At 50.1% G+C, this 26,154-nt stretch carries 27 protein-coding genes and 1 pseudogene; 21 read left to right on the top strand and 7 right to left on the bottom strand.

What is annotated here, in order from left to right:
* Positions 1–21 precede the first annotated feature (21 nt).
* Positions 22–1,557, top strand: a complete 1,536-nt coding sequence (gene gsiB, locus A6A26_RS11855; protein ID WP_063878898.1) for a glutathione ABC transporter substrate-binding protein GsiB — start codon at positions 22–24, stop codon at positions 1,555–1,557.
* A 14-nt stretch (positions 1,558–1,571) separates the two neighbouring features.
* On the opposite strand, the gene A6A26_RS25470 is transcribed toward gsiB, so the two are convergent.
* On the bottom strand, positions 1,572–1,715 hold the full coding sequence (locus A6A26_RS25470; protein ID WP_156506655.1) for a hypothetical protein: 144 nt from the start codon (positions 1,713–1,715) through the stop codon (positions 1,572–1,574).
* On the opposite strand from A6A26_RS25470, the gene gsiC reads away from it, so the two are divergent.
* From gsiC to A6A26_RS11870, 3 genes are read left to right on the top strand one after another with little or no spacing between them, the layout of a single operon-like run.
* On the top strand, positions 1,714–2,640 hold the full coding sequence (gsiC, locus tag A6A26_RS11860) for a glutathione ABC transporter permease GsiC (protein ID WP_063878899.1): 927 nt from the start codon (positions 1,714–1,716) through the stop codon (positions 2,638–2,640). The two genes, A6A26_RS25470 and gsiC, sit on opposite strands and share 2 nt — an antisense overlap.
* On the top strand, positions 2,640–3,545 hold the full coding sequence (gsiD, locus tag A6A26_RS11865; protein ID WP_063878900.1) for a glutathione ABC transporter permease GsiD: 906 nt from the start codon (positions 2,640–2,642) through the stop codon (positions 3,543–3,545). The genes gsiC and gsiD overlap by 1 nt, the downstream gene beginning before the upstream one ends.
* A complete protein-coding gene (locus tag A6A26_RS11870; protein ID WP_063878901.1) occupies positions 3,542–3,991 on the top strand; it encodes a DUF4385 domain-containing protein in 450 nt (149 codons plus the stop codon). The genes gsiD and A6A26_RS11870 overlap by 4 nt, the downstream gene beginning before the upstream one ends.
* Here A6A26_RS11870 and rimO read toward each other — a convergent pair.
* Entirely contained in the window at positions 3,988–5,316 is a 1,329-nt protein-coding gene (rimO, locus tag A6A26_RS11875) for a 30S ribosomal protein S12 methylthiotransferase RimO (protein ID WP_063878902.1), read from the bottom strand. The two genes, A6A26_RS11870 and rimO, sit on opposite strands and share 4 nt — an antisense overlap.
* A gap of 377 nt (positions 5,317–5,693) precedes the next feature.
* On the opposite strand from rimO, the gene A6A26_RS11880 reads away from it, so the two are divergent.
* A complete protein-coding gene (locus tag A6A26_RS11880) occupies positions 5,694–6,329 on the top strand; it encodes a carbonic anhydrase (RefSeq protein ID WP_013025190.1) in 636 nt (211 codons plus the stop codon).
* 187 nt (positions 6,330–6,516) lie between these two features.
* Positions 6,517–7,653: a PQQ-dependent sugar dehydrogenase gene (locus tag A6A26_RS11885; protein WP_063878903.1), complete on the top strand. Its 1,137-nt coding sequence runs from the start codon at positions 6,517–6,519 to the stop codon at positions 7,651–7,653.
* A gap of 1 nt (position 7,654) precedes the next feature.
* Here A6A26_RS11885 and A6A26_RS11890 read toward each other — a convergent pair whose 3' ends face one another.
* Positions 7,655–8,311, bottom strand: a complete 657-nt coding sequence (locus tag A6A26_RS11890) for an HAD family hydrolase (RefSeq protein WP_063878904.1) — start codon at positions 8,309–8,311, stop codon at positions 7,655–7,657.
* 273 nt (positions 8,312–8,584) lie between these two features.
* Between A6A26_RS11890 and A6A26_RS11895 the strand changes: the two genes are divergently transcribed.
* The gene (locus A6A26_RS11895; RefSeq protein ID WP_063878905.1) at positions 8,585–9,787 is read left to right on the top strand and encodes a serine hydrolase; all 1,203 of its coding nucleotides are present in this window, start codon (positions 8,585–8,587) and stop codon (positions 9,785–9,787) included.
* Position 9,788: 1 nt separating this feature from the next.
* Positions 9,789–10,241, top strand: a pseudogene (locus A6A26_RS24785) (Rpn family recombination-promoting nuclease/putative transposase); the annotation flags it as partial.
* Positions 10,242–10,697: 456 nt separating this feature from the next.
* On the opposite strand, the gene A6A26_RS26285 reads toward A6A26_RS24785, so the two are convergent.
* The gene (locus A6A26_RS26285; RefSeq protein WP_371560301.1) at positions 10,698–10,832 is read right to left on the bottom strand and encodes a GNAT family N-acetyltransferase; all 135 of its coding nucleotides are present in this window, start codon (positions 10,830–10,832) and stop codon (positions 10,698–10,700) included.
* A 343-nt stretch (positions 10,833–11,175) separates the two neighbouring features.
* Here A6A26_RS26285 and A6A26_RS11900 point away from each other — a divergent pair, with 343 nt between their 5' ends.
* The 5 genes from A6A26_RS11900 (at position 11,176) to A6A26_RS26290 (ending at position 16,895) form a co-directional block, all read left to right on the top strand.
* Positions 11,176–11,961 (top strand): class I SAM-dependent methyltransferase, encoded by a 786-nt coding sequence (locus tag A6A26_RS11900; RefSeq protein WP_172823891.1) that lies wholly within the window; start codon positions 11,176–11,178, stop codon positions 11,959–11,961.
* Positions 11,962–12,035: 74 nt separating this feature from the next.
* Complete coding sequence (locus A6A26_RS11905; RefSeq protein ID WP_063878907.1) at positions 12,036–13,511, top strand: tryptophanase; 1,476 nt, start codon at positions 12,036–12,038, stop codon at positions 13,509–13,511.
* A gap of 26 nt (positions 13,512–13,537) precedes the next feature.
* A complete protein-coding gene (locus A6A26_RS11910) occupies positions 13,538–15,007 on the top strand; it encodes a tryptophanase (protein WP_082875174.1) in 1,470 nt (489 codons plus the stop codon).
* 58 nt (positions 15,008–15,065) lie between these two features.
* Entirely contained in the window at positions 15,066–16,346 is a 1,281-nt protein-coding gene (locus A6A26_RS11915) for a cytochrome P450 (protein ID WP_063878909.1), read from the top strand.
* 336 nt (positions 16,347–16,682) lie between these two features.
* Positions 16,683–16,895 (top strand): hypothetical protein, encoded by a 213-nt coding sequence (locus A6A26_RS26290; RefSeq protein WP_063878910.1) that lies wholly within the window; start codon positions 16,683–16,685, stop codon positions 16,893–16,895.
* Positions 16,896–16,919: 24 nt separating this feature from the next.
* Here A6A26_RS26290 and ybjG read toward each other — a convergent pair whose 3' ends face one another.
* On the bottom strand, positions 16,920–17,525 hold the full coding sequence (ybjG, locus tag A6A26_RS11925) for an undecaprenyl-diphosphate phosphatase (protein WP_063878911.1): 606 nt from the start codon (positions 17,523–17,525) through the stop codon (positions 16,920–16,922).
* Positions 17,526–17,742: 217 nt separating this feature from the next.
* On the opposite strand from ybjG, the gene A6A26_RS25475 reads away from it, so the two are divergent.
* Positions 17,743–17,901: a hypothetical protein gene (locus A6A26_RS25475; RefSeq protein ID WP_156506656.1), complete on the top strand. Its 159-nt coding sequence runs from the start codon at positions 17,743–17,745 to the stop codon at positions 17,899–17,901.
* Here the strand turns inward: A6A26_RS25475 and A6A26_RS11930 are convergent.
* Positions 17,896–19,584, bottom strand: a complete 1,689-nt coding sequence (locus A6A26_RS11930) for an aspartate:alanine antiporter (protein ID WP_063881139.1) — start codon at positions 19,582–19,584, stop codon at positions 17,896–17,898. The genes A6A26_RS25475 and A6A26_RS11930 overlap by 6 nt on opposite strands.
* Positions 19,585–19,837: 253 nt before the next feature.
* Between A6A26_RS11930 and ybjM the strand changes: the two genes are divergently transcribed.
* Complete coding sequence (gene ybjM, locus A6A26_RS11935; protein ID WP_063878912.1) at positions 19,838–20,203, top strand: inner membrane protein YbjM; 366 nt, start codon at positions 19,838–19,840, stop codon at positions 20,201–20,203.
* A 114-nt stretch (positions 20,204–20,317) separates the two neighbouring features.
* On the opposite strand, the gene A6A26_RS11940 is transcribed toward ybjM, so the two are convergent.
* The gene (locus A6A26_RS11940; RefSeq protein ID WP_063878913.1) at positions 20,318–20,581 is read right to left on the bottom strand and encodes a GrxA family glutaredoxin; all 264 of its coding nucleotides are present in this window, start codon (positions 20,579–20,581) and stop codon (positions 20,318–20,320) included.
* Positions 20,582–20,815: 234 nt separating this feature from the next.
* Here A6A26_RS11940 and A6A26_RS11945 point away from each other — a divergent pair, with 234 nt between their 5' ends.
* The 6 genes from A6A26_RS11945 to potG all read left to right on the top strand — a co-directional run bounded on the left by A6A26_RS11945 (position 20,816) and on the right by potG (position 26,148).
* Positions 20,816–21,073: a DUF1418 family protein gene (locus A6A26_RS11945; protein WP_063878914.1), complete on the top strand. Its 258-nt coding sequence runs from the start codon at positions 20,816–20,818 to the stop codon at positions 21,071–21,073.
* An 11-nt stretch (positions 21,074–21,084) separates the two neighbouring features.
* Entirely contained in the window at positions 21,085–21,807 is a 723-nt protein-coding gene (gene nfsA, locus A6A26_RS11950) for an oxygen-insensitive NADPH nitroreductase (RefSeq protein WP_063878915.1), read from the top strand.
* A 22-nt stretch (positions 21,808–21,829) separates the two neighbouring features.
* Positions 21,830–22,732 (top strand): 30S ribosomal protein S6--L-glutamate ligase, encoded by a 903-nt coding sequence (gene rimK, locus A6A26_RS11955; RefSeq protein WP_063878916.1) that lies wholly within the window; start codon positions 21,830–21,832, stop codon positions 22,730–22,732.
* A gap of 86 nt (positions 22,733–22,818) precedes the next feature.
* Complete coding sequence (locus tag A6A26_RS11960) at positions 22,819–23,298, top strand: type III secretion system chaperone family protein (RefSeq protein ID WP_063878917.1); 480 nt, start codon at positions 22,819–22,821, stop codon at positions 23,296–23,298.
* Between the two features lie 492 nt (positions 23,299–23,790).
* Positions 23,791–24,900 (top strand): spermidine/putrescine ABC transporter substrate-binding protein PotF, encoded by a 1,110-nt coding sequence (gene potF / locus A6A26_RS11965; RefSeq protein ID WP_063878918.1) that lies wholly within the window; start codon positions 23,791–23,793, stop codon positions 24,898–24,900.
* Positions 24,901–25,014: 114 nt separating this feature from the next.
* A complete protein-coding gene (potG, locus tag A6A26_RS11970; protein ID WP_063878919.1) occupies positions 25,015–26,148 on the top strand; it encodes a putrescine ABC transporter ATP-binding subunit PotG in 1,134 nt (377 codons plus the stop codon).
* Positions 26,149–26,154: the final 6 nt, after the last annotated feature.

The following is a 26,154-nucleotide window of genomic DNA, read 5'->3' on the forward strand; positions in this document are numbered from 1 at the left end:
AGGGATTACAAGGAGAAGACAATGCAGATAACGATGCGTAAAGGGTTACTGGCTGCGGGCGTACTGAGCAGCGCAATGGCGTTACCCGCGTGGGCAGCACAGGATGCAGTGATTGCCGTTGCCTCTAATTTCACCACGCTTGATCCCTACGATGCCAATGACACCTTGTCACAGGCGGTAGCGAAATCCTTTTATCAGGGGCTGTTCGGCTTCGATAAAGATATGAAGCGCATCAATGTGCTGGCCGACAGCTACCAGGTGAGCGAAGACGGCCTGATCTATACGATTAAGCTGCATTCAGGCGTGAAATTTCAGGACGGCACCGACTTTAATGCCGAGGCGGTTAAAGCCAACCTCGATCGCGCCAGCAATCCTGATAATCATCTAAAACGCTATAACCTGTTCAAATACATCGCCAGCACTGAAGCTGTCGATCCTACGACGGTGAAAATCACACTCAAGCAGCCTTTTTCAGCCTTTATTAACAACCTGGCGCACCCTGCTGCGGTGATGATCTCGCCTGCAGCGCTGAAAAAATATGGCAAGGACATTGGTTTCCATCCGGTAGGAACCGGGCCGTTTGAGCTTGTGACCTGGAACCAGACCGATTTTGTTAAGGTGAAAAAATGGGATGGCTACTGGAAAAAAGGCTATCCAAAACTCGACAGCATCACCTGGCGTCCGGTGGTGGATAACAATACCCGTGCGGCTATGTTGCAAACGGGCGAGGCGAATTTTGCCTTTCCTGTGCCTTATGAGCAGGCCAAACTGCTGGAGAAAAACAGCAAGCTTGATGTTGTCACCACGCCATCGATCATGCAGCGTTATATCAGCCTGAATGTGACGCAAAAACCGTTTGATAACCCCAAGGTGCGAGAAGCGCTGGAATACGCGATTAACCGTCAGGCATTAGTTAAAGTCGCCTTTGCCGGTTATGCCACTCCGGCCACCGGGGTGGTACCGCCGTCAATTGAGTACGCACAAACCTATCCACCCATTCCTTACGATCCCGCCAAAGCGAAAGCCTTGCTGAAAGAAGCGGGCTATCCGAACGGGTTCGACACCACGCTCTGGTCATCTCACAATCACAGTACGGCACAGAAAGTCCTGCAGTTTGTTCAGCAGCAGCTGGCGCAGGTGGGCGTTAAGGTGAAAGTGACGGCGATGGATGCGGGACAGCGTGCGGCGGAAGTGGAAGGCAAAAGTCAGAAAGAGAGCGGTGTACGCATGTTTTATACCGGCTGGTCAGCCTCCACAGGAGAAGCTGACTGGGCATTAACGCCGCTGTTTGCCACGGCTGCCTGGCCACCGGCGATCTTTAATACGGCCTTCTACAGCAACCCTAAAGTGGATAAAGATTTAGCGGATGCGCTGAAAACCACCGACAGCAAGCAAAAAGCCGAACGCTATAAAGATGCGCAGGATATTATCTGGAACGATCATCCGTGGATTCCACTGGTGGTGGAGCAGCTGGTTTCAGCCCACAGCAAAAACCTGAGTGGCTTTTATGTGATGCCGGATACGTCATTCAGTTTTGACGATGCCGAGCTGAAGTAATCCGGCGCGCCCGTTCAGGTTGTCGACAACTGGGCGCTGCCCAGGGTTGAAACCTGAGCGGGTTTTTTGATGCCCGCTGTTTCAGTGCGTGCTGAAGCTGCGCTGACGATACCGGGCAGGTCAGCCACGACGGCTGGCTGCTGTGTAGGATGTGACATGTTTAACTATTTTCTTAAACGACTGTTGGGACTGATTCCCACCCTGCTTATCGTGGCGGTGCTGGTGTTTATGTTTGTGCACCTGCTGCCGGGCGATCCGGCGCGCCTGATTGCGGGTCAGGACGCGGATGCCACGGTTGTGGCGCTGGTGCGACAGGAACTGGGACTGGATCAGCCGCTGCCGCTGCAGTTCTGGCATTTTATCGTGAATGCCCTGCAGGGGGATTTTGGTCAGTCGCTGGTGTCAAGACGGCCGGTATCAGCGGAGATTGCCGCGCGTTTTATGCCGACCCTGTGGCTGACATTAGTCAGCATGGTATGGGCGGTGATTCTGGGGATGGCGATTGGCATTGTTTCTGCGGTATGGCGCAATCGCTGGCCGGATCGCCTGGGAATGACGCTGGCCGTGTCGGGCATTTCCTTTCCGGCGTTTGCCTTGGGCATGTTGCTGATGCAGGTGTTTTCGGTGCAGTTGGGCTGGTTGCCCACGGTGGGTGCCGATAGCTGGCAGCACTATATTTTGCCGTCTGTTACCCTGGGTGCCGCGGTCGCCGCGGTGATGGCGCGCTTTACCCGCGCCTCGTTTGTTGAGGTGATGCAGGAAGATTACATGCGCACCGCGCGAGCCAAAGGAGTGCGTGAGTCGCGTGTGGTGATTAAACACGGGTTACGTAATGCCATGATTCCGGTTGTCACCATGATGGGCCTGCAGTTTGGTTTCCTGCTTGGCGGCTCGATTGTGGTCGAGGTGGTATTCAACTGGCCGGGGCTGGGTCGTCTGCTGGTGGATTCGGTGCAGATGCGCGACTATCCCGTTATTCAGGCGGAGGTACTGCTGTTTTCGCTGGAGTTTATCCTGATTAACCTGTTTGTCGATATGTTATATGCCGTCATTAACCCGGCGATTCGCTTTAAGGACACCTGATGAAAAACTGGCGACGGGAAGCGGCACTTAAAACGATGCCGCTGTTAAACGGCAACCGGGTAAGAACACCGTGGCGGGAATTCTGGCGGCGTTTTCGCCATCAACCCGTGGCATTGCTGGCTGGCGTCTTCGTGCTGGTGCTGATTGTGTTGGCCTTTACGGCTCCGGCTATTGCGCCGTTCGACGCAGAAAATTACTTTGACTATGACCGCCTGAACGACGGCCCTTCGCTGATGCACTGGTTTGGGGTGGATTCACTGGGGCGCGATATCTTTAGTCGTGTGTTGGTGGGCACCCGAATTTCGCTGATTGCCGGTTTTGTTTCCGTGGCGATAGGCGCGTTTATTGGCACCCTGGCGGGCCTGCTGGCGGGCTACTACGAAGGCTGGTGGGACAGGATAACCATGCGCGTATGCGATGTGCTGTTTGCCTTCCCCGGTATTCTGCTCGCCATTGCTGTGGTGGCCATTATGGGCACCGGTATCAGCAATGTGATTATCGCCGTGGCAATCTTCAGCATTCCGGCCTTTGCCCGTCTGGTGCGCGGCAATACATTGGTGTTGAAACATCAAACCTATATCGAGTCCGCACGAAGCATTGGCGCCTCCGACTGGACGATCATTCTGCGCCACCTGTTACCCGGCACGGTATCGTCCATTGTGGTGTATTTCACCATGCGCATCGGCACCTCGATTATCACGGCGGCGAGCCTGTCGTTTTTGGGGCTGGGCGCGCAGCCGCCGACACCCGAGTGGGGCGCGATGCTGAACGAAGCGCGAGCCGATATGGTGATCGCCCCTCACGTGGCGGTTTTTCCGGCGCTGGCGATTTTTTTCACTGTTTTAGCGTTTAATTTGCTTGGTGACGGGCTACGTGACGCACTTGATCCTAAACTCAAGACATGAAACCTTTTGATTACGAACAAGACTTCAGCACCATCGATTTTCGCAAGCAGCCTGAACGTTATCAGGTGGGCCGCGGGGAGCAGGGCGTGCTGATGGTCCAGCCCTATAAAGACGAAATCTTACCGCACTGGCGTTTTCGCACCGTTGAGGTGGCGAAAGCGTCTGCAGAAGAAATCATGACGTTGTTCGAAGCCTATCGCCAGCAGGATGACTTTGTGGGGATGGACATGGCGCGCAAATTTATCCAGATGGGTTATACCCGCGCCCGTCGCTACAGCAACCACAAAGGCGGCCGTAAATACGCTGCGGATGGCAAAGAGCTGCCCCGAGGCAGGGACGAAGAAAAGGCCGCTGCGGCGGCCATTTTCAAAGCGTACTGGGACAGGTTACGTGCAGACGATGACTATCTGGCGCGCAAGAAAGCGCACCAGCAGAAGTACGGTTAAGCGCGGCTGGCCCACAAATCGTATTCGTCCGCGTGTTCAACCTTCACGCGCAGGACGTCGCCCGGCTTAACATTACTTTCACCATTCAGGTAGACGGCGCCGTCGATTTCAGGCGCATCTGCCATGCTACGACCAATCGCGCCTTCTTCATCCACTTCATCAATGATGACCATAATTTCACGTCCCACTTTTTCCTGCAGGCGTTCGGCAGAGATCTGCTGCTGCAACTGCATAAAGCGGTCATAACGTGCTTGCTTAACGGCTTCATCGACCGGATCGGGCAGTTGGTTAGCCGTTGCGCCCTCAACCGGGCTGTACTGGAAGCAACCAACGCGATCCAGACGGGCTTCTTTAATAAAGTCCAAAAGCATCTGGAAGTCTTCTTCGGTTTCACCGGGGAAGCCGACGATAAAGGTTGAGCGCAGCGTTAATTCAGGACAAATTTCACGCCAGCGCTTAATGCGCTCCAGCGTACGTTCTACCGCGCCAGGGCGTTTCATCAGCTTCAGGATGCGCGGGCTGGCATGCTGTAACGGGATATCCAGATACGGCAGAATTTTGCCTTCCGCCATCAGTGGAATGACGTCATCAACGTGCGGATAAGGGTAAACATAGTGCAGGCGAACCCAAACGCCGAGTTTCGCTAACTGCTCACACAGGCTCACCATGCTGGTCTTAACCGGCGCACCGTTCCAGAAGCCCGTACGGTGTTTCACATCCACCCCATAGGCAGAGGTATCCTGCGAAATCACCAGCAGTTCTTTGACGCCGGCTTCAACCAGGCGCTTCGCTTCATCCAGCACTTCACCAATGGCCCGGCTGTCGAGATCGCCACGCATTGAAGGGATGATGCAGAAGGTGCAGCGATGATTACAGCCTTCAGAAATTTTCAGGTAGGCGTAATGGCGCGGCGTCAGCTTCACGCCCTGTTCCGGCACCAGGCTCAGAAACGGGTTATGCTGCGGTTTTGGCACGTAGCGATGGACATGCGACAGCACTTGTTCATAGCTGTGTGGGCCGGTGATCTCCAGCACCTTTGGATGCACCTCACGAATCTGGTCGACTTTAGCGCCCAGACAGCCGGTCACAATGACCTTGCCGTTTTCGTTCAGGGCTTCACCGATCGCTTCCAGAGATTCCTGTACGGCGCTGTCGATAAATCCGCAGGTGTTGACGATAACGATTTCAGCATCGTCATAGCGTGGCACCACCTCATAGCCCTCGGTGCGCAGTTCCGTCAGGATGCGCTCGGAGTCGACAAGGTTTTTTGGGCAGCCAAGCGAGACAAATCCTACGCGCGGCGGCAGTGTATTCGTAGTGGACATAAGGTGGTTTCCGGTTCAGCACAGCAATGGCGCGCGATTTTACCTGTGTTGTGATGAAAATTGTAGCGTTATCTGTAAGGGATTGGTTAAGCGTAAAGTAACGCAAAAACCGGTAAAGGTCAGGCGCGGTTGCCGTTGACGAAACGGCAGAGCAGGCGGGCGGGGGGAAAGCACTAACTCACCGTTCTGTAAAAGAAATTCCAATAAACACCTAATAACTGGAGGGAATAAATATTTAACAATCCTGACTTTACTGGCGGGCTTTTGCCCAGATTCTCGGTTGATATTTGCTTGTTTTCATTAATAATGAATCGCTTAACAAGTACTGAAGGCACCGTTTCTTCAGATCATGACGTGGATAATGTGAGAGCGAAATAATGAAAGAGATCATCAACGGGTTTCTGAGTTTTCAGCAGACAGTCTTTCCCGAAAGAAAAGCGCTTTTTAAAAGTCTGGCATCAAACCAGAATCCAAAAGCGCTGTTTATCTCTTGCTCAGACAGCCGTCTGGTGCCGGAACTGGTGACGCAGCAGGAACCTGGGCAGCTGTTCGTTATCCGCAATGCGGGCAACATTGTGCCCTCTTTTGGCCCGGAGCCGGGCGGTGTGTCAGCGACCATTGAGTACGCGGTCATGGCGCTGGGCGTTTCTGACATCATCATCTGTGGTCACTCCAACTGTGGCGCAATGAACGCCATCGCCTCCTGTGCCTGCATGGATTCGATGCCAGCCGTTGAGCACTGGCTGCGTTATGCCGATGCGGCAAAAGCGGTGGTTGAGCAGCGTGAATACGATTCGCCTGAGAAAAAACTCAACGAAATGGTGCAGGAAAACGTGATTGCCCAGCTAAACAACATGAAAACTCACCCGTCGGTATCGGTCGGGTTACGTCAGGGTAAACTGCGGCTGCACGGCTGGGTGTACGATATTGAAAGCGGCACGATTCTGGCTCTGACGCCAGGCGGTAAAGAGTTTATCTCACTGGCGGAAAACCCGGACACCTGTTTCGAATAACCGCTTCCGCCCGCTATCTTACTGCGGGCGGTCTCTTCTCTTCACGATCCTTTTTCGGTCGGCTTCTCCCGCGCCTGCCATTGCGCATCCTGTTGCCAACACCTTGTTTAATCTTTTGTAAATCCTCAACAGCATCCCCGACCCGCTGACTACGCTTAACAACACTGCACCCTGTGAGGAGAAGGCTATGTCCCGTGTTTCGATCCCGCTGTTATTCAGTGGCGCGCTACTCTTTTCCAGCCCGCTGTGGGCTGATGAACTCAAGGTTGAGGTGCTCCAGGATAAGCTGGATCATCCCTGGTCAGTGGCGTTTTTGCCGGATAATCAAACCCTGCTGATCACCGAACGATCCGGTCAGCTGCGCAGCTGGCGGCCAGACAGCGGCTTGTCCGAACCGATTCAGGGCGTGCCGAAGGTCTGGGCGCAGCGTCAGAGCGGACTGCTGGACGTGGTGCTGGCACCCGATTTTGCGCAGAGCCGCCGCGTCTGGCTCAGCTATACCGAAGCGGACAGCAACGGCAAGGCCGGCGCTGTGGTGGGCTACGGCAAACTCAGTAACGACAATCGCCAGTTAACCGATTTTCATGCGGTAATTCAGCAAACGCCGCGCCTCTCAAGCGGTAACAACATCGGGACCCGACTGGCCTTTGATCGTCAGGGCTTTTTATGGATTGCCTTTGGCGACAACTTTGTCAGCAGCGCCGCACAGGACCTCGATAAACTTCAGGGCAAACTGCTGCGCCTGAACGCGGACGGCAGCGTGCCAAAAGATAATCCTTTCGTTGACAGGCAGGGCGCGCGGCCAGAAATCTGGGCCTATGGCCTGCGCAATCCGCAAGGTCTGGCGCTGAATCCCTGGACGCAGACGATGTGGGAAAGTGAACACGGTCCGCGCGGTGGAGATGAGGTGAATATCATCCAGAAGGGCAAAAACTATGGCTGGCCGCTGGCCACCTACGGTATTGATTACAACGGCAGTAAGGTCCCGGAATCTAAAGGCACGCACGTTGAGGGCACGGAACAGCCCGCGTTTTACTGGAAAGTCTCACCGGCGATCAGTGGTATGGCGTTTTATAACAGCGCGCGTTTCCCGCAGTGGAAAAACTCCCTGTTTATCGGGGCGCTGAAAGAGAAGAACCTGATTCGGTTGCACATTAACGGCGAGAAAGTGGTGGAAGAGCAACGCTTACTGGACGGGCGAAATGAACGCATCCGCGATGTCCGCCAGGGGCCAGATGGCTATCTTTATGTCTTAACAGATGAAGCCGAGGGTAAATTGCTGAAGGTAGGGTTGAAGCAGGACGCCAGCGCGTCCCGCGGTTAAATTAGCGGACCCAGTGGCAGACCTGCCAGCCGCGTTTTTCGGCTTCCTGGCGCAGCGGCTCGGCCGGGTTTATCACGTGTGCATAATCGGCCTGCGCCAGCATGGGCAGGTCATTCATGGAGTCACTGTAGGCCCAGGTATGTGCGTACTGTTCCGCAGGGCGTTCAGCCTTCCATTCTTCCACCCGTTTCACTTTGCCCTGCTGAAACGTCATGGTGCCATAGGTATTGCCGCTGTAGCGCTCATCCACCACTTCCACGCCAATAGCCAGCGCGCCGCAGGCACCAAGCTGGCTGGCAATTGGATTCACCAGATGCTCGCCGCTGGCGGAAATGACGATAATTCTGTCTCCGCGCGCCTGATGCCAGTCGAGACGCGCCCGCGCTTCAGGAAAGACGCGCGGCATAATATCGCGGTGAATAAAGCGCCGAACCCATCCTTCCACCGTCATCGTTGCCATCCCGGCTAAAGGGGAGAGGGTTTTACGCATGTACTCGTCAATGGACAGCGTTCCGGCGTAATACTGGCGCATTAATTCCTGTTCTTCATCAAGCAGGTCACTGGAGGCGAAGCCTTGTGAGACCAGCCAGCGCAGCCACAGGCCGGTACTGTCCTCGCTAATCAGCGTTTCATCCAGATCAAACAGGGCTAAATCCATAGGGGGTTCTCCTCGATTGAATAAAGTCAGGTTAACCCAGTTTTGTGACGGCCTTAACTTTTTGATTAAAAAATCAGAATTTAGCGCATTTTTATGTGCGACATTCGTGAGGGAAAATGGCAGGCGCGCGGCGCTCAGACCAGGGTTAATCTACTAAAATCTATAAAACTTTACGATTAAGCGGTTTTTTTCATTGACGCCAGCGGGTAGCGTTCTCACAGAAGGTGTTAAGCCTTTGACTTTCGTTTTACTAAGGACAATCCGGCCAAGCCCATGACAAATACTTGCTTTTCATCTCCCCTGCGGCGCATCGCTGCGACCTCGTTGTTACTCATCGCGCCGATGGCTGTTTTTGCTGAACAGGCACCCGCCGCGCCTCAAATTGATGCCAGGGCCTGGATCTTAATTGACTACGCCAGCGGTAAAGTTCTGACAGAGTCGAATGCCGATCAGCGGCTCGATCCTGCCAGCCTGACAAAAATGATGACCAGCTATGTGGTTGGGCAGGCAATCAAATCCGGCAAAATTAAACCCGATGATATGGTGACGGTGGGGCAGGATGCCTGGGCTACCGGCAATCCCAAACTGCGCGGTTCTTCGCTGATGTTTCTTAAGCCCGGTGACCGCATTCCGGTGCATGAGCTGAACAAAGGCATTGTGATCCAGTCCGGGAACGATGCCTGCATCGCACTCGCGGACTATGTGGCTGGCAGTCAGGATTCCTTTATTGGTCTGATGAATAACTATGTCAACGCGCTTGGCCTGAAAAACACCCATTTTATGACGGTGCATGGCCTGGATGCCGAGGGGCAGTACAGTACCGCGCGCGACATGGCGCTGATTGGTCAGGCGTTGATTCGCGATGTGCCGGAAGAGTATGCCCTGAACAAGGAAAAAGAGTTTACCTTTAACAACATCCGTCAGATAAACCGTAACCGTCTGCTCTGGAGCAGCAATCTGAAGGTGGACGGTATCAAAACCGGTCACACCTCAGGTGCCGGTAATAATCTGGTGGCCTCCGCCACCGAAGGCGATATGCGGCTGATCTCGGTTGTTTTGGGAACCGCCAGCGATGCCATTCGCTTCCGCGAGAGTGAAAAATTACTGACGTGGGGTTTTCGCTTTTTTGAAACCGTGACCCCAATTAAAGCGGATGCCCCTTTTGCCCAGCAGCGCGTCTGGTTTGGCGAACAGAATCAGGTCAACCTTGGCGTGGAAAAAGACGCGGCACTGACCATTCCTAAAGGGCAGATGAAAAACCTGAAAGCCAGCTACAGCCTGACATCGCCGCAGCTAGAGGCGCCGTTGAAGAAAAACCAGGTGGTCGGCACCATTGATTTTCAACTGGACGGCAAAACGATTGAACAGCGTCCGCTGGTGGTGCTGCAGGATGTGCCGGAAGGCGGCTTCTTCAACCGTATCATTGATTTTGTGATGATGAAGTTTAACGGCTGGTTCGGGAAGTGGTTCAGCTAACGCAGGTGATGGTTACGCCCACCTGCTCATTGCGCATCAGTCGTCACTCGATAAACACAGGGCATTTCGCCTCATCCGATATGCGGTGGCCGCCATGCAGAGGCATCTTGAATCTGGACATAAGAAACTGCCATTGATGATATCTGTGCTGTTCTGTACCGGTAAATCCGTATTCCACCCGATGGCTGGGTGAGTTTTACGGACCTGCTCTGGCAGCAAAACGCTACAGCAGTGCTTTCCCGCTGATTGTTGTTATACCGTCATTCCGGGTGATGCAATCGCAGAACACTGCAGTAGGGCTGCACTGACATGGTCGTAAAAACATCTTCATCAGCGGGACCTGGCAGAACGGGTTGACCGGCTGGCGCCTGTTGCGCTGGCCGGGCATCTGTCTTCATCGCAGGTGATATCGCCAGTACATCCTATAGTGCAGCCAGTCGGAACATCCGACGCTGCATTTTAAATCTCCATGTCTTCTGTTTCATACCCGGATGAAAGTCCGCCGGTCAGATTATGGAAAGACGTTCGACGTGCTCAGTACGAGCCCTGATAAACGGCCAGTACAGCACCATTGACAAAATCGCTAAGCTCGCGCGATCACGGCGAAAATCTTACAACCACATTTCAGGGCCCTGTCCTTTTTTTGCGGCAAGTCTACATTAATGCAGTTGATGCTTATGAATTGGTTATGTTGCGTAGAGCAACGGCTATACATGCAACCGCCTGCACCTGTATAAATCATCACGCTGGAAATAACCCACTGTATGAATGAAGGCCATATTAAGTTAGTAATAAAATACAAACAATTATATGCAAATTGCTTATCAAGTGCGTATGCATGAATAATATAAATTTAAATGATAATTTATTGATGTTGATCAATATTTATGCTCAGTTTAATTGTTTTTAACTAAAAATAGTGATTGCTATATAAGGTGTTATATCGTTGCCGCCAACAAACTGTGTTAGCAAAAGTGAGTAAATAACTACCTGTTCCCTGCCTGCGATAGCTATTTCTCACATAGCAGCAACAAATTTCTGCAATTCCAGATAAAGTATAACCATCACGTCACTCAATCATTCGAACGTCATATTGACATTCTGATAACGTAGCCATTAACGCCTGTTTTTCGCTCGGTACTCAAAGCAACATTTTTCTTTCACTTATATTATATTTAATAAACAAAAATATTTTATATTGGTAACAGGTGATATTGGTTTTAAAGAGAGGATTTGGGATGTTAATCACGAAATAAAGAAAAGTAGGTTCTTTCACTTTATTATACAAAAAAACTTAACTAGCATTTAAAACTGTAATAGATACCACTAACAGCAACGCATATAAATCGCAGATAATATCCTGAGGCAGATTTTATATGGACAAAAATATGAAAGGAAACTACGGTCAGCATGTTTTCCGGCAGGATAATCTTAAGGAGATGCATCGCCTTGAGTTGGTTTCAAAAACCTATGATTTTTTAACAAAAAAGCAGCTTTCAAAAATAACTACCCGTCCGGGAATGCGATGCCTCGATATAGGTTCAGGAAGCGGGAGTATAGTTAAATGGATGGCCGAACAACCAAACGTTAGCGAGGTTGTCGCTGTTGATCATTTGGTTGATTTACTTGAAGAGAAATTTATTCTCTCTGATAAAGTAAAAGTAATCCAGCATGATATTAACGAGGTCATGGATATCGAAAAATTTGATATCATTAATGTCAGGTTTGTATTGATGCATTTGCGCGAGCGGAAGCGAATTTTAAAAGAAATATCCGAATTGTTAAAGCCCGGAGGCTGGCTCGTTGTTTCTGATATTGTCGCCCCTGCAGAAGATCCGGAAGAGCCAGCGTTCCATCAACTTATGTCCGTAATGTGGAGAGTCTTAATCGACTCAATTGGAACCGATGTTAACTGGTCCAAAAGCCTTAAGTCTCAATTTAAATCGTCAGGAATAGTCAATATTCAAGAAGAAGTATTCTTTCCCCCGATAAGTCGCAACACGCCAATGAGTGAGTTCTGGTATTTAACATTAAATGATTTGAGAAACCATATCCTTCAGGGAAGCAGTCTGGAAGAGCGTGTTTTTGATGAGGTTTTAACTAAGTTAAAAAATGGAGAGTTCATCACGCTCTCACCCGGAATGCTCACCTGTATTGGCCAACGTCGTTTCTAGTTTAAATACTGAATCATGGCTTTGCATTTTAGATAAATTTAATTTGTCTGCTTAACTTAATGGAATAATAAGCAATGAAAATAACAGATGAAGAGATGTTGTTCCCCAGCGATATCCCATATGACAAAGTCCCGCCCTGGAGAGTCAAGGTTGTTGAATATGTTACTCCAACGACCCGAGTTCAGCGCAAAGAACTTATTAAGCAATTCAACTGGTCGGTACCAAATCTGCCTGCTGAGTATGTGTATGTGAATATGTGTACCGATTCGGGTACGAATGCGATGAGCGATCGCCAGTGGTCTGCCATGATGTTGGCGGATGAGTCGTATTTCAACTCAAAGAGCTGGTATCCTCTGCAGGATGTATTGCAAAAATTTACAGGTATGGATTTTGTTATGCCCTGCCATCAGGGACGCTCTGGTGAGGCAATAATTTACGAGGCCTTTGTGAAAAAAGGCGATCTTGTACCCTCAAACTGTCATTTCACAACTACCCGCGCCCATTGCTATTACCAGGAAGCCGAGCCGGTAGATTTAACCTGCCCTGAATATTTCGATGAGAATAATTCTTCATGGTTTAAAGGTAATATCGATACAGAAAAAATGAAAGCCCTTTTTATTGAGCACGGTGAGCGCATTGGCCTGGTTGAGCTTGTGGTGCCAAATAACTTGTGTGCAGGGCAACCTGTCTCGATGCAAAATATAAGAGAAGTCAGGGATATCATCGATAAGTACAAAAAAAGAGATGTTTTGCTATGTCTTGACTCTGCCCGAATATCAGAAAATGCCTGGATAATAAAGAAACATGAGCAGGGTTTTGGGCATAAAAGCTGTAAGGAAATTGTACGTGAAATGATGTCTTACGCCGATATCGCCCATATGAGCGCGAAGAAAGCAGGGCTCGTTAATACGGGGGGATTCATCTCATTAAGAAATAAGACGGACTGTCAACGTTTGCAGCCAAAGCTCATACGTATTGATGGGTTCATGACTTATGGCGGCATGGCAGGACGCGATCTCGAAGCCCTGGCTGTTGGGCTGGTAGAAGGCGTCAATGATTATTATCTGGAGGATAAACAAAGGCAGTGTGACCTGTTTGCCAATGCGTGCAGGACCAGAGGTGTCGCGACGTATAATCCAGCATGTACGCTGGGCGTATGGATAATGGCGGAGCATTGCCTGCCGCATATACGAAAAGAAAATGGGCCGGGTACGGCATTGTGTGTACAGGCCTTTATTGAAGGCGGTGTCGGCTTTACCTCTATGGACTCGCTGCATCGGGGGCGTGAAGACAGTAAAGATCCGACTAATACACAAAAAATACAGCTGGCGCCTTATGAATTAATTCGCTGCGCCTTTCCCAGAAGGGTTTATACCGATGCGCATTATGAGTGGTGCGCTGAATCACTCTACAAAGCGATGTGCTGGGGAGAGAAAATTCCGCCCTATGTTCGTCAAAAAATGAGTGATATCAGACCCGCTTTAGATCCTAAGGATATCGGTCTACGGGCTTTCTTCGATGAGTATGAACCCCTGTTTGATCATCCTTAATATCCCTTTTTTAATCGGAGAATAAAATGAGAATAAGTGCGCAAGACATGCTGCTCCAGACCGATTTACCTTTTGATAAGGCTCCTCCTTACAGAATCAAAACGATTGAATATTCTATCCCTACCACCAGAGAAAAAAGAAAAGAAATCATGCAGCAGTACGGGTATTCAGGGAGATTATTACCTGCAAAATATGTGTTCATCAATATGGTGACAGATTCCGGAACAGGTGCGTTGAGCGACAGGCAATGGGCAGCAATGATGGAGGGTGATGAATCTTATTTTAACTGCAGGAGCTATGAGCATTTAGAAGAGGTATGCCAGCGCTTTACGGGCATGCCCTATATCATCCCTTCTCACCAGGGGCGTTCAGCAGAAGCGCCAATTTATGAAATTTTTGTCAATCCCGGTGATAAGGTGCCATCGAACACTCATTTCACCACTACCAGCGCGTGGACATTTCAGCGAGGTGATGAACCTGTCGATTTTCTCTGCCCCGACTACCTTGACCGGAAAAATAATGGCTGGTTCAAAGGTAATATGGATCTTGAAAAGTTTGAACAGTACTTTATTGAACATGCTGAAAAAATACCTCTGGTGGAACTGGTTGTCCCTAATAATCTTAATGGTGGGCAATGTGTCTCAATGGATAATATTAAAAAGGTGCGTAAAATCATTGATAAATATAATAAAAGAGACACACAGTTATATCTTGATATCGCCAGGATTTCGGAGAATGCATGGATAATAAAACAGCATGAAGAGGGTTACAGCGACAGGAGTTGTCTGGATATTGTTAACGAGATGCTTTCCTATGCTGATGGCTGCCATATGAGTGCAAAAAAAGGGGGCCTGGTTAACATGGGTGGGTTCATTGCCTTAAGAAACAAATATTACTGGCAAAAAATGCACCCTAAAACTATTCGTACTGACGGTTATATTACCTATGGTGGGCTTGCCGGGCGTGACCTTGAATGTCTTGCAGTCGGGTTGCTTGAAGGGGTTAACGATCATTATCTCCAGGATCGACAGCGCCAGGTCGATTACTTTGCCAATGCCTGTAAAAAAAGAGGTATTCATATTCTGGAACCCGCCAGCTGCTTTGCGGTATATATTGACGCTGGTCGCTGCCTTCCTCATCTTGATTATACGCAGGGACCAGCAACGTGTTTATCTGCCCAGGCTTTTATTGAGGGAGGATTTGCTTCAACGGCTATGGATTCTCTGCAACGAGGTCGCATTGATGTCAGTAAACCCATGGATGCGGCAAGTCGGCTCAAAGCACCCTACGAATTAATTCGATGTGCAATTCCACGCCGAACCTATTTCGAACCACATTATGAGTGGGCAGCAGAATGCATTCAGCGTGCTATCGAATGGGGTGACAAACTTCCGGCATTCAAACCTATAAAGGATGATCGTCCGCCACTTGAAATGAGCGAAATTGGATTGCACACTTTTTTCGACGATTATGAACCTGTATGGCCTCTCCCCTGATGTAGCCTGATAATCTGTAGACTCACTTTTCATTGATCATATTCTGAGGGTTTTTATTATGCATTGGCTTTACAAAAATATCAAAGATAAGGCTATAAGAGAGAGGGAAAAAGTCTTCATTGAATCCAGTAAATGCATCCGGCTGCCCTGCTCAGAGATTAGCAGCGATGAGGTTAAATTACTGCTAAAGAATAATTCGTATAAAGGAAAAGGTACAACCCGCAAGCTTATTGAATACTTTCATATGCCGGTAGACTGGCATGTGGAAAATATGGATGAATCGCCATTATACACTGAACTGCTGAAAATAGTTTATCCGAAATTAATGATGACAAGGGCTGATATTGAAGAGTGTATCACTAATATTATACGTCAGCGCGGTTCTGGCCTGTTATCAGAAAAGAAATATGGGTTTGCTATTATCAGGAATGAAATAATAATGCTGATGGTCGATTTTTTTCATCTTAAACTCTTCGCCAGGTTACCATCACCTGAAGAGCGTGATTTTCTTAGTCAAAATGTTATCTCTTTTAAAGAAAGTATTTCATTTATTAAAATGCCTGATGAAAAGCTCAGAGCAAAGGTCCTCAGACATATCACTGCTCAATTTTCACCTGATATTATCACTACCCTGCGCGGCAAAGTATCTGAGGATGTGACCAATGAACAGGTCGCCAAAATATTAATGGGGGCGTTTTTTCATACCGGGGTGCTACAGATTGCAGAGTTTGTTGCACATACCATTGTGAGTCTTGCTCAAAACCCCGTTGAGCAGCAAAAGATACGACGGCGAAACTTTGACAAAGCATCAATGAAAAATGTATTGAACGAATCTCTGCGGTTGTATCCTCTCTTCGGCGTGACTAACAGAGTCACAGAAGAAAAACAGTTTATGGTGAACGGATTAACGATTGATAAAGGGACTAATTTAATTTTTGACTTCGTTAAGCTACATCAAGTGGGATTTACTGATCCTGAAAGATTTGATCCGGACAGGTGGAATAACATAAGTACCTCTGACAATTGCTATATACCTTTTGGCGTTGGCAAACGCATGTGCCCTGCGAAAACATTTTCTCTTACTGTTACGGCTGTACTAACTGAACACCTGTTAAGAAAATATTCATTTATCAGTTCTATCCATCATGACAGGCCTATGACTGGCGGCGGTCGGGTCTTTTTTTCGAGGCTGAATAACGAAGTAAAGCCAACGAGTAAAATGATCCATGCACTTGCACTTTTTTATATTGATTTGACAGAATCTTGGTTTCAGAGACGGGCAGCTTTATCAGTTATAACTAACAGCCGAAAGTTTAAAGAGAATATAGACAGGATTTGAGACTCAACTGAACGATTTCACACGCTCAACTTTTTTCCCCTATAAATACGAATATTATGGGCAGTTACAAACACGCTAAAAATGGTGTCTTTTTAATGGAAAAATGGCATTTACCGGACACTTAACGTGAGGTTTGGCGTAGCATATTTTCGGTTTCACAGGCAGACCTCTGTTCTTTATGCCGTTGATTAAATTATACGGTTGAACCGTCCTGAATAGCGTTGACACGGTTTCCCTGGGTTTTCAGCAGAATGTGATGCGTTTATTAAACGTATATAACGGGACGACTCTCGGTCCTTTAAACTGACTGTTGTTGAGGAGGTTGAAAAAGGCGGAATGACATACACTCAGGCTCAGGAACGCTATGGTCTTCAGGATTGCTCCACCGTCCTGAACTGGCTGCTTAAATATGACCAACCTGACTGGCACTCTTCAAAGCAGCGTAGCGCCCGTGGAGGAATCGGTAAAATCTGCAACGGTCAGCGCCCCCACCTGTCGCTGAAATACAAAGCGCCTGATGCAGTGCATCAGGCGCTTCAAAAAGCATAACGTGTCAACCTATGCCGGGGCCAGTCAACCTTGTGTCCAGCCTTTACGTATCGGTAAAGCGAACAGCGCCCGATAGAACGGGTTAATGATATTAAGCAGACGTTCGCCATACAGCTGCCAGGCAAGGTGCGACGCCAGGCAACTCAGCATTCCCACCAGAAAACCGCCCAGCATATCCATTGGCCAGTGCACGCCAAGATAAACACGCGACCAGGCAATCGCAGTGGCGACCACCATCAGGATAATGCCCGACCAGAGTCGGTGCCAGAACAGGAAAGCCAGCGCAAAGGTGAAAATCGTGGTGCCGTGATCGCTGGGATACGAGTCGTCGGCAGCGTGTGCCAGAAACTGATGGCCGAAGTTGATCGCAAACGGACGCGGATGCGGGAACAGTTGTCCCACGCACCAGGAAATGGCTAATGCATAGAGCAGCGCGATGCCGGTTTTTAACACCAGCACTCGCTGTGACGCCACCTGATCGCGCGGTCCCCACAGCCACAATGCCACAATCAGCAGCGGGACAATGGCAATGACGTCTTTGGCTATGAAGAGGGCAAGCTGCAATAACCAGTGAGGTGAGTCTGAGGTAGCGTTAATCGCCATAAATAGTGTGCGGTTCAATTCTTCCATTACGTGGTCGGTTCCTCTTACTGATGTTCAGATTCTCTCAATCCCGGAAAAAGGGCTTAAGCCAACGGGCAAAAGCAGATTGAGTCTGTCGCATCTGCTAGCACATGTTGCTAACAAAATAAGCTGCCTATCCTGCGTGCAGACGGGCAGAGAGTCCATCACTAGGTTCTTAATCTGCACTAAGGTTGCAAAATGGTTTAAGTTTGGTGAAGTTTTAATGTTGAAGTGGGGCGGGCAGGATGCAAGGCATAAAAAAACCCGCTGGGAAAAAGACCAGCGGGCTCCACAATTTGGGGATTTCAAAGAAAAGCAGTGGCACTTATTCAGACTGTGGTCGGTAAAAAAAGTTCTGGACGTCAGTAAAAAAATTTTATAAGGACAGTAACGGCCAGATAATAACGATTAATGTGCCCGCCAGCGTCAGCAAAACGTTCGCGATGGCGTAGGTGCCGGCATAGCCCAGCGCAGGGATATTACTGCGCGCCGTATCGCTGATAATCTCCATAGCCGGTGCGCAGGTGCGTGCACCCATAATGGCCCCGAAAAGCAGCGCTCGGTTCATGCGTAAAACATAAGCGCCAAACAGGTAGCAAATCACTACCGGTAACAGGCTGACCAACAGACCGCACAAGAGCATCAGCGCGCCGTTAGCCGATATGCCATGGTCGATACCGCTCCCGGCACTCAGGCCAACGCCTGCCATAAACACCATCAGCCCAAACTCTTTAACCATCGTCAGCGCACCTTGCGGAATATAACCAAAGGTGGGATGGTTAGCGCGCAGGAAGCCCAGCATAATGCCGGCAAACAGTAACCCTGCGGCATTACCGATGCCAAAACTGAAGTTGCTGAATTGAAACGTAATCAACCCGACCATCAGGCCGATGATAAAAAAGGCACAGAATGCCAGCAGGTCGGTTATCTGGCTGTGAATCGCAATAAAGCCAATGCGATCCGCCACACTTTTTACCCGCCGTGCCTCACCACTGACCTGCAACACATCGCCTTTATTGAGCATGATATTGTCGTCAATTGGCATCTCAATCTGGCTGCGAATCACGCGGTTTAAAAAGCAGCCGTGATCGGTAAGATTGAGTTTGCTCAGCCGCTTGTTTACGGCGTTGTGGTTTTTTACCACAATCTCTTCGGTCACAATCCGCATATCCAGCAAATCGCGGTCAAAGACTTCTTTTCCGTTACGGAAGCTGGCATCCAGTCGCGCGTGCGCATCCGGATAGCCCACCAGCGAAATATCATCCCCCAGTTGCAGCACCGCATCGCCATCCGGACTGGCGAGGATGCCATTACGGCGGATACGCTCGATATAGCAGCCTGTCTGGCGATAGATCCCGAGTTCGCGTAAATTCTTACCGCCGCTCCATGCCACCAGCTCCGGCCCCACACGATAAGCACGAATCACCGGCAGAAACACTTTGCGCTGGCTGTCTGCGTCAAGGCCGCGCTCACGTGCAATCTGTTGTGCGCTGGTGGGTAAGTCCTGATGTTGCAGACGGGGGAGATAGCGAGCGCCAAAAATCAGGCTGACTAACCCTATCAGGTAGGTAACGGCATAGCCCAGACTGAGTTGATCCTGCATCATGCTGAGCTGTTTAGGATCGCTGATGCTCTGGCGCAACGTATCACCTGCACCGACCAGCACCGGCGTAGAGGTCATGGAACCGGCCAGAAGGCCCGCGGTCAGCCCGATATCCCAGCCAAAGAATTTGCCAAATCCCAGGGCCAACAGCAGGGCGCTGACCACCATCACGATGGCGAGCATGAAATAGTTTTTGCCGTCCCGAAAGAAAATAGAAAAAAAGTTGGGACCCGCTTCAATACCCACACAAAAAATAAACAACATAAAGCCCAGGCTTAGGGCATCCGTATTCATCGAGAAGTGCTGCTGGCCTAATAATAACGAAACCACTAATACGCCAATGGAATTGCCGAGTTGCACCGAGCCAAAACGTAATTTCCCCAGACAAAGTCCCAGAGCCAGCACGAAAAATAATAACAGAATGTCATTACCTCTTAACAATTCTGCGATGTTAACATTCAACATTTTAACTTCTTGTTTACTTGTAACCTATTGAAGAGAGGCTTGTTTTTCGCTATCTTGAGCAAGCCGTAAGATTACCTTCAGCGATCATCGATTTCTGAAAAGGTAACGAGGCCAATATTCTAATCAGAAAAACCATTCTCAGCCATTGGCGACTTTCATTCGTATGGCAAACGGCTGTTTATTTTTATTTCCACCGGGCTCAGCAAGGTCACAGACGATGTTTTGGCGAGTTTTTAATGAGTGGGGAGTTATGCCGCAGCGTTATTATTTCTGGGCAACCTGCCTGTCAGGTGGCGTGTTTTATTGTTTAGTCTTTATGTTTACCCAGGATTTCCGGCTGTTAGATAAGCAGGTGTTACACAGCCAGCCTGAACTGCTGCTTTTTTTGCTACCTGGTGCATTAATGGCGCTGATGCAGCAAGAGGCACCGCTAAAAAGCACGCTGATTATGGCGTTTACCGGGACGCTACTGGCCGCGCTGTTATTGCATGGCGTTTTCGCTGAGCCTACCCGATGGGATTATATTGCTATCTGGAGCCTGAGTGGCATGTTTTGGGCGGGATGCGGTGCACTACTCGTGCGGTTGCTGCGACTGATCGCTGCGTCCAGACGTTAAATGCTTAGACGGGGTTATGTACTGCCCGTTATCCTGTTGAGTCAGGTCAGCCATTTCATTAAGGCGCGGCTGGCATTACGCCAGCGCGCACATTCAGGTTACCGCCTCTGTTGCTCAGGCAACAAATCCCAGATTCTCTTTTGTCCACGCCGCAAACTCGGTGTAGCCACCGATATGCTGATCGTCCAGGAAAATCTGCGGTACGGTGCTGACCGGTTTGCCCGCACTGGCTTCGAGATCGGCTTTGGTGATGCCTTCCGCCTGAATATCAACATACTGGTAGTTGAAATCATCACGATCGGCCTGCAGTTTATCCGCCAGTTCTTTGGCGCGAACGCAGTAAGGGCAGCCGGGACGACCAAAAATAACAGCAATCATTGAGAACTCCTTGCGAGGTACGTTGTGTGATGATGATCACACGACAAAGTCAGGAAAGCCGGTAATGATGCCCGCTCGTCGCGCTTAAAGAAAGCAGGATTTACCTGTTAGTCTGATGCCTGCATCCTATGAATCCACAAAGTGAGTCAGGGCGCGAGCTGAAACCACTGATGTGCAATTTAAGGGATGTTATCCATAATTGAGAGTCAATTAGCCTTGAGGCAGGAGAAAGCTATGCGGAACATCGCAACGTTGCCTAAGACCATACTGGCAATGGAAGCGCTGGGCGGTTTGCTTATTGTCGGCGCGCTGGTCGTGGTTAACCGTTGGTTACCTGGCCTGCCCAACGGTGCCGGAAGTAAGCACTTAGCGACCGCGCTGTTTATCATCGGCATTATGCTGATGTTACCTGCCGCCTGGCTGTTGATGTGGCGCTGTGCCAAAGCACTGGCGCCGCAGTTGTTCAACCAATCTGAAAAAAAAGATAATTAGCTGGAGATTTTATGACACCGACTATCGATTTACTGTGCAGCCACCGTTCAATCCGTTCTTTCACTGACCAGAAGGTGAGTACTGAACAGCGTGACGCGATTATTGCTGCGGCGCAATCGGCGTCCACATCCAGCTTTTTGCAGTGCTCATCCATTGTACGCGTGACCGATCCGGCGTTACGCGATCAACTGGTCACCCTGACGGGCGGCCAGACGTGGGTGGCCGATGCGGCGGAATTTTGGGTATTTTGCGCGGACTTTAATCGTCATCTGCAAATCTGCCCGGATGCCCAGTTAGGCCGGGCAGAACAGCTGCTGCTCGGCTGTGTGGATACAGCACTGATGGCGCAGAATGCCATGGTAGCAGCAGAATCCCTGGGGCTGGGCGGCGTATTTATTGGTGGTATTCGTAACAACATCGCCCAGGTAACCGAGCTGCTGGGGCTGCCAAAGTTTGTGCTGCCGCTGTTTGGTTTCTGCCTGGGCTATCCTGAATCCGTGCCGGATGTGAAACCACGTATTCCGCAGTCGATGCTGGTACATGAAAATCGTTATCAACCTGTGGACCCGGCTGTGCTGGCTGATTACGATAGCCGTACGGCGATCTACTATGAACAACGCGACAGCAATCAGCGTAGCGAAACCTGGAGCCAGTTGATTCAGCGCCTGATCATCAAAGAAACCCGCCCGTTTATGCTGGATTACCTGCATCAGCAGGGCTGGGCAACACGCTAATTTAACGCAAGGATTTTGATGGATGAAAATGGCCATTCTGTCGCGCGATGGAACGCTTTATTCCTGTCGCCGTTTACGTGACGTCGCCGAACAGCGCGGTCATTTTGTGCAGATCATTGATCCTCTCTCGTGTTATATGAACATTAACCCCGCCTCGCCCGGTATTCACTACCGCGGCGAGCTGTTGGGGCATTTCGATGCCGTTATTCCGCGCATTGGCACCGGTATTACCTTTTATGGCACCGCGGTGTTACGCCAGTTCGAAATGTGCGGCAGTTATCCGTTAAACGAATCCGCCGCTGTGACCCGCGCGCGCGACAAACTGCGTTCCCTGCAACTGCTGGCCCGGGACGGGATAGATATGCCGGTAACGGGTTTTGCCTCTTCTCCGGATGATACTCAGGACCTGATCGCCATGGTGGGCGGTGCGCCGCTGGTGGTGAAACTGGTCGAGGGAACCCAGGGCATTGGCGTCGTGCTGGCCGAGACGCGCCAGGCGGCAGAAAGCGTCATTGATGCCTTTCGCGGGCTTAATGCACATATTTTAGTGCAGGAGTTTATCCAGGAAGCGCGTGGGCGCGATGTGCGTTGCCTGGTGATCGGCGATCGTGTCGTGGCAGCCATTGAACGTCAGGCGAAAGAAGGGGATTTCCGTTCGAATTTACATCGAGGCGGTACCGCCTGTACGGTTGACATCAGCGAGCAGGAACGTGAGATGGCGGTAAAAGCTGCCGCTGTACTGGGGCTGGATGTGGCTGGCGTGGATATTCTGCGCTCAAAACGTGGCCCGTTGGTCATGGAGGTAAATGCGTCTCCCGGCCTGGAAGGCATTGAAACCACAAGCGGTCTGGACATTGCAGGCATGATGATCGACCACATTGAACGGCATGCTACCCCCGGGCTCCGTCCTAAAACCGCGGGTTGACCCGCGTTTTCCAGTGGTTTTCGTGGAATCTCACCCGGTTTTTCCGTAAGCTAGGTCGCTTATTTATCACCCCATGGGATTTTACAATGGATTCTCTTGTCGTTCCGGATATCGACCTGCTGCGTCGTTGGCTGGATCAGCAAAATATCACTTGGTTTGAATGTGATGCTTGCCAGGCGCTTCATTTGCCGCATATGCAAAACTTCGACGGGGTGTTTGACGCTAAAATCGACCTGGTCGATAACGTCATTCTGTTTTCAGCACTGGCGGAAGTCAAACCGACCGCATTAATTCCGCTGGTGGGTGACTTATCGCAAATCAACGCCAGTTCGTTGACGGTTAAGGCGTTCATCGATATACAGGATGACAATCTGCCTAAGCTTATTGTTTGCCAGTCAATGATGACCACGGCCGGGTTAACCTTCGGTCAGTTCTCGCATTTTATGAAGCAGAGTGAAGAAGAGATTTCCATGGTCATCATGGAAGCCTTTGCCAATAATTTGCTGATGATAGGTGAAGATGAAGAGCATGTTGCAAGCAGCGCCATGCATTCTGTCCTGCATTAAGCACCTGCGTTGATTAAGCCGTCATCATTGACGGCTTTTTTATTTCCGACGCGCCCTTTGTTACCTGCCGCGTATTTCCCCTCCTGGCTGACGCCACAACGACGATTTTTGCGGTTCAGCGCCTGTAATTCTTAATGTTATCAATTGTGAACAACACAGGTTAATTTATAACCGTAATGTTTTATTCTGCATTAAGCCCTTAATTGCCAGATTAATGACGTTGTTTATGCCATAAAAGCCGAACCTCATAGCTTAAACATGCATAAAATATTGAGTTCAGGCGTTTTTTACGCTGAGATCTGGTTAACCCTGAACGGGGGGGCTATGCTTGCGGGGCGGCGACAACAGTGAGAATGCCGTGCAGGTATAGGTTTTTACTATTAAACGTCCACTGAATAATGATTCATTGTGTAACTGATTTTTAATCACTAAACGCAAAACCGAATCACTGATGTGCAGCGTTGTTATAACCCGCTCAGGAGGATTAAAAGCATGTTCAACCAACGTCAAAAATGGTTGTCAGGTGTGGTGGCTGGGGTGCTGATGGCTGCTTCAGCCAGTACCATGGCGGAAGATAAGACGCTGCACGTTTATAACTGGTCGGATTATATTTCGCCAGATACCGTGCCTAATTTTGAAAAGCAGACCGGTATTAAAGTGGTCTATGACGTGTTTGATTCCAATGAAGTCCTGGAAGGCAAACTGATGGCTGGTAGCACCGGCTATGACATCGTGGTGCCTTCATCGAGTTTCCTGGGACGTCAACTTCAGTCTGGCGTGTTTCAGCCGCTGGATAAAAGCAAACTGCCAAACTATAAAAATCTGGACCCTGCCTTGATGGCGAAAGTCGCCCAGCATGACCCGGATAATAAATATGCCATTCCATATTTGTGGGGCACCACCGGAATTGGTTATAACGTCGAAAAAGTTAAAGCCGCGCTGGGCGCTGATGCGCCGGTAAACAGTTGGGATCTGGTGATGAAGCCAGAAAACCTGGAAAAACTGAAAAGCTGTGGCGTTTCTTTCCTGGATGCGCCCGAAGAGATCTTTGCCACCGTACTTAACTACCTGGGCAAAGATCCTAACAGCAGCGATGCGAAAGATTATTCCGGTGCCGCGACGGATCTCTTGCTGAAGCTGCGTCCCAATATTCGTTACTTCCACTCTTCGCAATATATTAACGACCTGGCGAACGGCAATATCTGTGTGGCGATTGGCTGGTCGGGCGATATTCTTCAGGCGAAAAACCGCGCGGAGAAAGCGAAGAATGGCGTCAACATTGGTTACAGCGTACCGAAAGAGGGCGCACTCGCGTTCTTCGATATGATGGCGATTCCTAAAGACGCAAAAGATATTGATGCGGCTTACGCCTGGCTGAACTACATCATGGATCCGAAAGTCATTGCTGACGTATCCAATAAAATGAATTACGCCAACGGCAATAAAGCCTCACTGCCGTTAATTAATGCCGATATCCGTAACAACCCGGGTATTTACCCCACACCGGATGCGATGGCCAAACTGTTTGTGCTGAAGATTCAGGACCCGAAACTGGATCGCGTGCGCACACGTGCATGGACTAAGGTTAAAAGCGGTAAGTAATTCGACAGCATATGTTATGCAACAGCAACAGAGGCGCAGTACAGGCCTCTGTTGTGCCATTTTTAGCGGCACTGTTTGCCGCGTTGTTCCGCCTGGCTCCGGAGAACTACATTCGTGAACGATGCCATCCCTCGCCCGCAAAATAAAACAGCAAAAGCGTTAACGCCGCTGCTGGAAATTCGTAATCTGACCAAATCCTTTGACGGCCAGCATGCCGTGGACGACGTCAGCCTGACCATTTATAAAGGCGAGATTTTTGCCCTGCTCGGCGCGTCCGGCTGTGGCAAATCAACCCTGTTACGCATGTTGGCAGGGTTTGAACAGCCCACCAGCGGCCAGATTGTATTGGATGGTCACGATCTGTCGCATGTCGCGCCCTATCAACGTCCTATTAATATGATGTTCCAGAGCTACGCGCTGTTTCCCCATATGACGGTAGAGCAGAACATTGCTTTTGGCCTGAAGCAGGACAAACTGGCAAAAGGGGAAATCACCCAACGCGTCGAAGAAATGCTGTCGCTGGTACACATGCAGGAATTTGCCAAACGCAAACCGCACCAGCTTTCGGGTGGTCAACGTCAGCGCGTGGCGCTGGCGCGCAGCCTGGCGAAGCGGCCGAAACTGCTGCTGCTGGATGAACCTATGGGGGCGCTGGACAAAAAGCTACGCGACCGCATGCAGCTGGAAGTGGTGGACATTCTGGAGCGCGTTGGGGCGACCTGTGTAATGGTGACGCACGATCAGGAAGAAGCCATGACGATGGCAGGGCGTATTGCCATCATGAACCGCGGCAAATTCGTGCAGATCGGTGAGCCGGAAGAGATTTACGAGCATCCTACCAGCCGCTACAGCGCCGAGTTTATCGGCTCGGTAAACGTGTTTGAAGGCCTGCTGCGCGAACGTCAGGAAGACGGTCTGGTGATTGACAGCCCCGGCCTGAAGCATCCTCTTAAAGTCGATTCAGACGTATCGGTGGTGGATAACGTGCCGGTTCACGTCGCCCTGCGCCCTGAAAAAGTAATGCTGTGTGAAGACGTGCCTGCCGATGGTTGTAACTTTGCTGACGGTGAGGTGGTCCACATTGCCTATCTGGGCGATCTCTCCATTTACCATGTTCGCCTGCACAGCGGCCAGATGCTTAGTGCCCAGCTACAAAATGCACATCGCTACCGCAAAGGGTTACCGACCTGGGGCGATCAAGTGCGTCTGTGTTGGGACAGTGACAGCTGCGTGGTATTGACGGTTTAAGGAGGC

The organism is Pantoea sp. OXWO6B1 (assembly GCF_001641135.1).
In the GTDB taxonomy this organism is placed as follows: domain Bacteria; phylum Pseudomonadota; class Gammaproteobacteria; order Enterobacterales; family Enterobacteriaceae; genus Pantoea; species Pantoea allii.

Bases quoted from the DNA above. Each gene is read 5' to 3' on its own strand.
- gsiB (WP_063878898.1), top strand. From the start codon at position 22: ATGCAGATAACGATGCGTAAAGGGTTACTGGCTGCGGGCGTACTGAGC.
- gsiC (WP_063878899.1), top strand. From the start codon at position 1,714: ATGTTTAACTATTTTCTTAAACGACTGTTGGGACTGATTCCCACCCTG.
- A6A26_RS25470 (WP_156506655.1), bottom strand. From the start codon at position 1,715: ATGTCACATCCTACACAGCAGCCAGCCGTCGTGGCTGACCTGCCCGGT.
- gsiD (WP_063878900.1), top strand. From the start codon at position 2,640: ATGAAAAACTGGCGACGGGAAGCGGCACTTAAAACGATGCCGCTGTTA.
- A6A26_RS11870 (WP_063878901.1), top strand. From the start codon at position 3,542: ATGAAACCTTTTGATTACGAACAAGACTTCAGCACCATCGATTTTCGC.
- rimO (WP_063878902.1), bottom strand. From the start codon at position 5,316: ATGTCCACTACGAATACACTGCCGCCGCGCGTAGGATTTGTCTCGCTT.
- A6A26_RS11880 (WP_013025190.1), top strand. From the start codon at position 5,694: ATGAAAGAGATCATCAACGGGTTTCTGAGTTTTCAGCAGACAGTCTTT.
- A6A26_RS11885 (WP_063878903.1), top strand. From the start codon at position 6,517: ATGTCCCGTGTTTCGATCCCGCTGTTATTCAGTGGCGCGCTACTCTTT.
- A6A26_RS11890 (WP_063878904.1), bottom strand. From the start codon at position 8,311: ATGGATTTAGCCCTGTTTGATCTGGATGAAACGCTGATTAGCGAGGAC.
- A6A26_RS11895 (WP_063878905.1), top strand. From the start codon at position 8,585: ATGACAAATACTTGCTTTTCATCTCCCCTGCGGCGCATCGCTGCGACC.
- A6A26_RS11900 (WP_172823891.1), top strand. From the start codon at position 11,176: ATGAAAGGAAACTACGGTCAGCATGTTTTCCGGCAGGATAATCTTAAG.
- A6A26_RS11905 (WP_063878907.1), top strand. From the start codon at position 12,036: ATGAAAATAACAGATGAAGAGATGTTGTTCCCCAGCGATATCCCATAT.
- A6A26_RS11910 (WP_082875174.1), top strand. From the start codon at position 13,538: ATGAGAATAAGTGCGCAAGACATGCTGCTCCAGACCGATTTACCTTTT.
- A6A26_RS11915 (WP_063878909.1), top strand. From the start codon at position 15,066: ATGCATTGGCTTTACAAAAATATCAAAGATAAGGCTATAAGAGAGAGG.
- A6A26_RS26290 (WP_063878910.1), top strand. From the start codon at position 16,683: ATGACATACACTCAGGCTCAGGAACGCTATGGTCTTCAGGATTGCTCC.
- ybjG (WP_063878911.1), bottom strand. From the start codon at position 17,525: ATGGAAGAATTGAACCGCACACTATTTATGGCGATTAACGCTACCTCA.
- A6A26_RS25475 (WP_156506656.1), top strand. From the start codon at position 17,743: ATGTTGAAGTGGGGCGGGCAGGATGCAAGGCATAAAAAAACCCGCTGG.
- ybjM (WP_063878912.1), top strand. From the start codon at position 19,838: ATGCCGCAGCGTTATTATTTCTGGGCAACCTGCCTGTCAGGTGGCGTG.
- A6A26_RS11940 (WP_063878913.1), bottom strand. From the start codon at position 20,581: ATGATTGCTGTTATTTTTGGTCGTCCCGGCTGCCCTTACTGCGTTCGC.
- A6A26_RS11945 (WP_063878914.1), top strand. From the start codon at position 20,816: ATGCGGAACATCGCAACGTTGCCTAAGACCATACTGGCAATGGAAGCG.
- nfsA (WP_063878915.1), top strand. From the start codon at position 21,085: ATGACACCGACTATCGATTTACTGTGCAGCCACCGTTCAATCCGTTCT.
- rimK (WP_063878916.1), top strand. From the start codon at position 21,830: ATGAAAATGGCCATTCTGTCGCGCGATGGAACGCTTTATTCCTGTCGC.
- A6A26_RS11960 (WP_063878917.1), top strand. From the start codon at position 22,819: ATGGATTCTCTTGTCGTTCCGGATATCGACCTGCTGCGTCGTTGGCTG.
- potF (WP_063878918.1), top strand. From the start codon at position 23,791: ATGTTCAACCAACGTCAAAAATGGTTGTCAGGTGTGGTGGCTGGGGTG.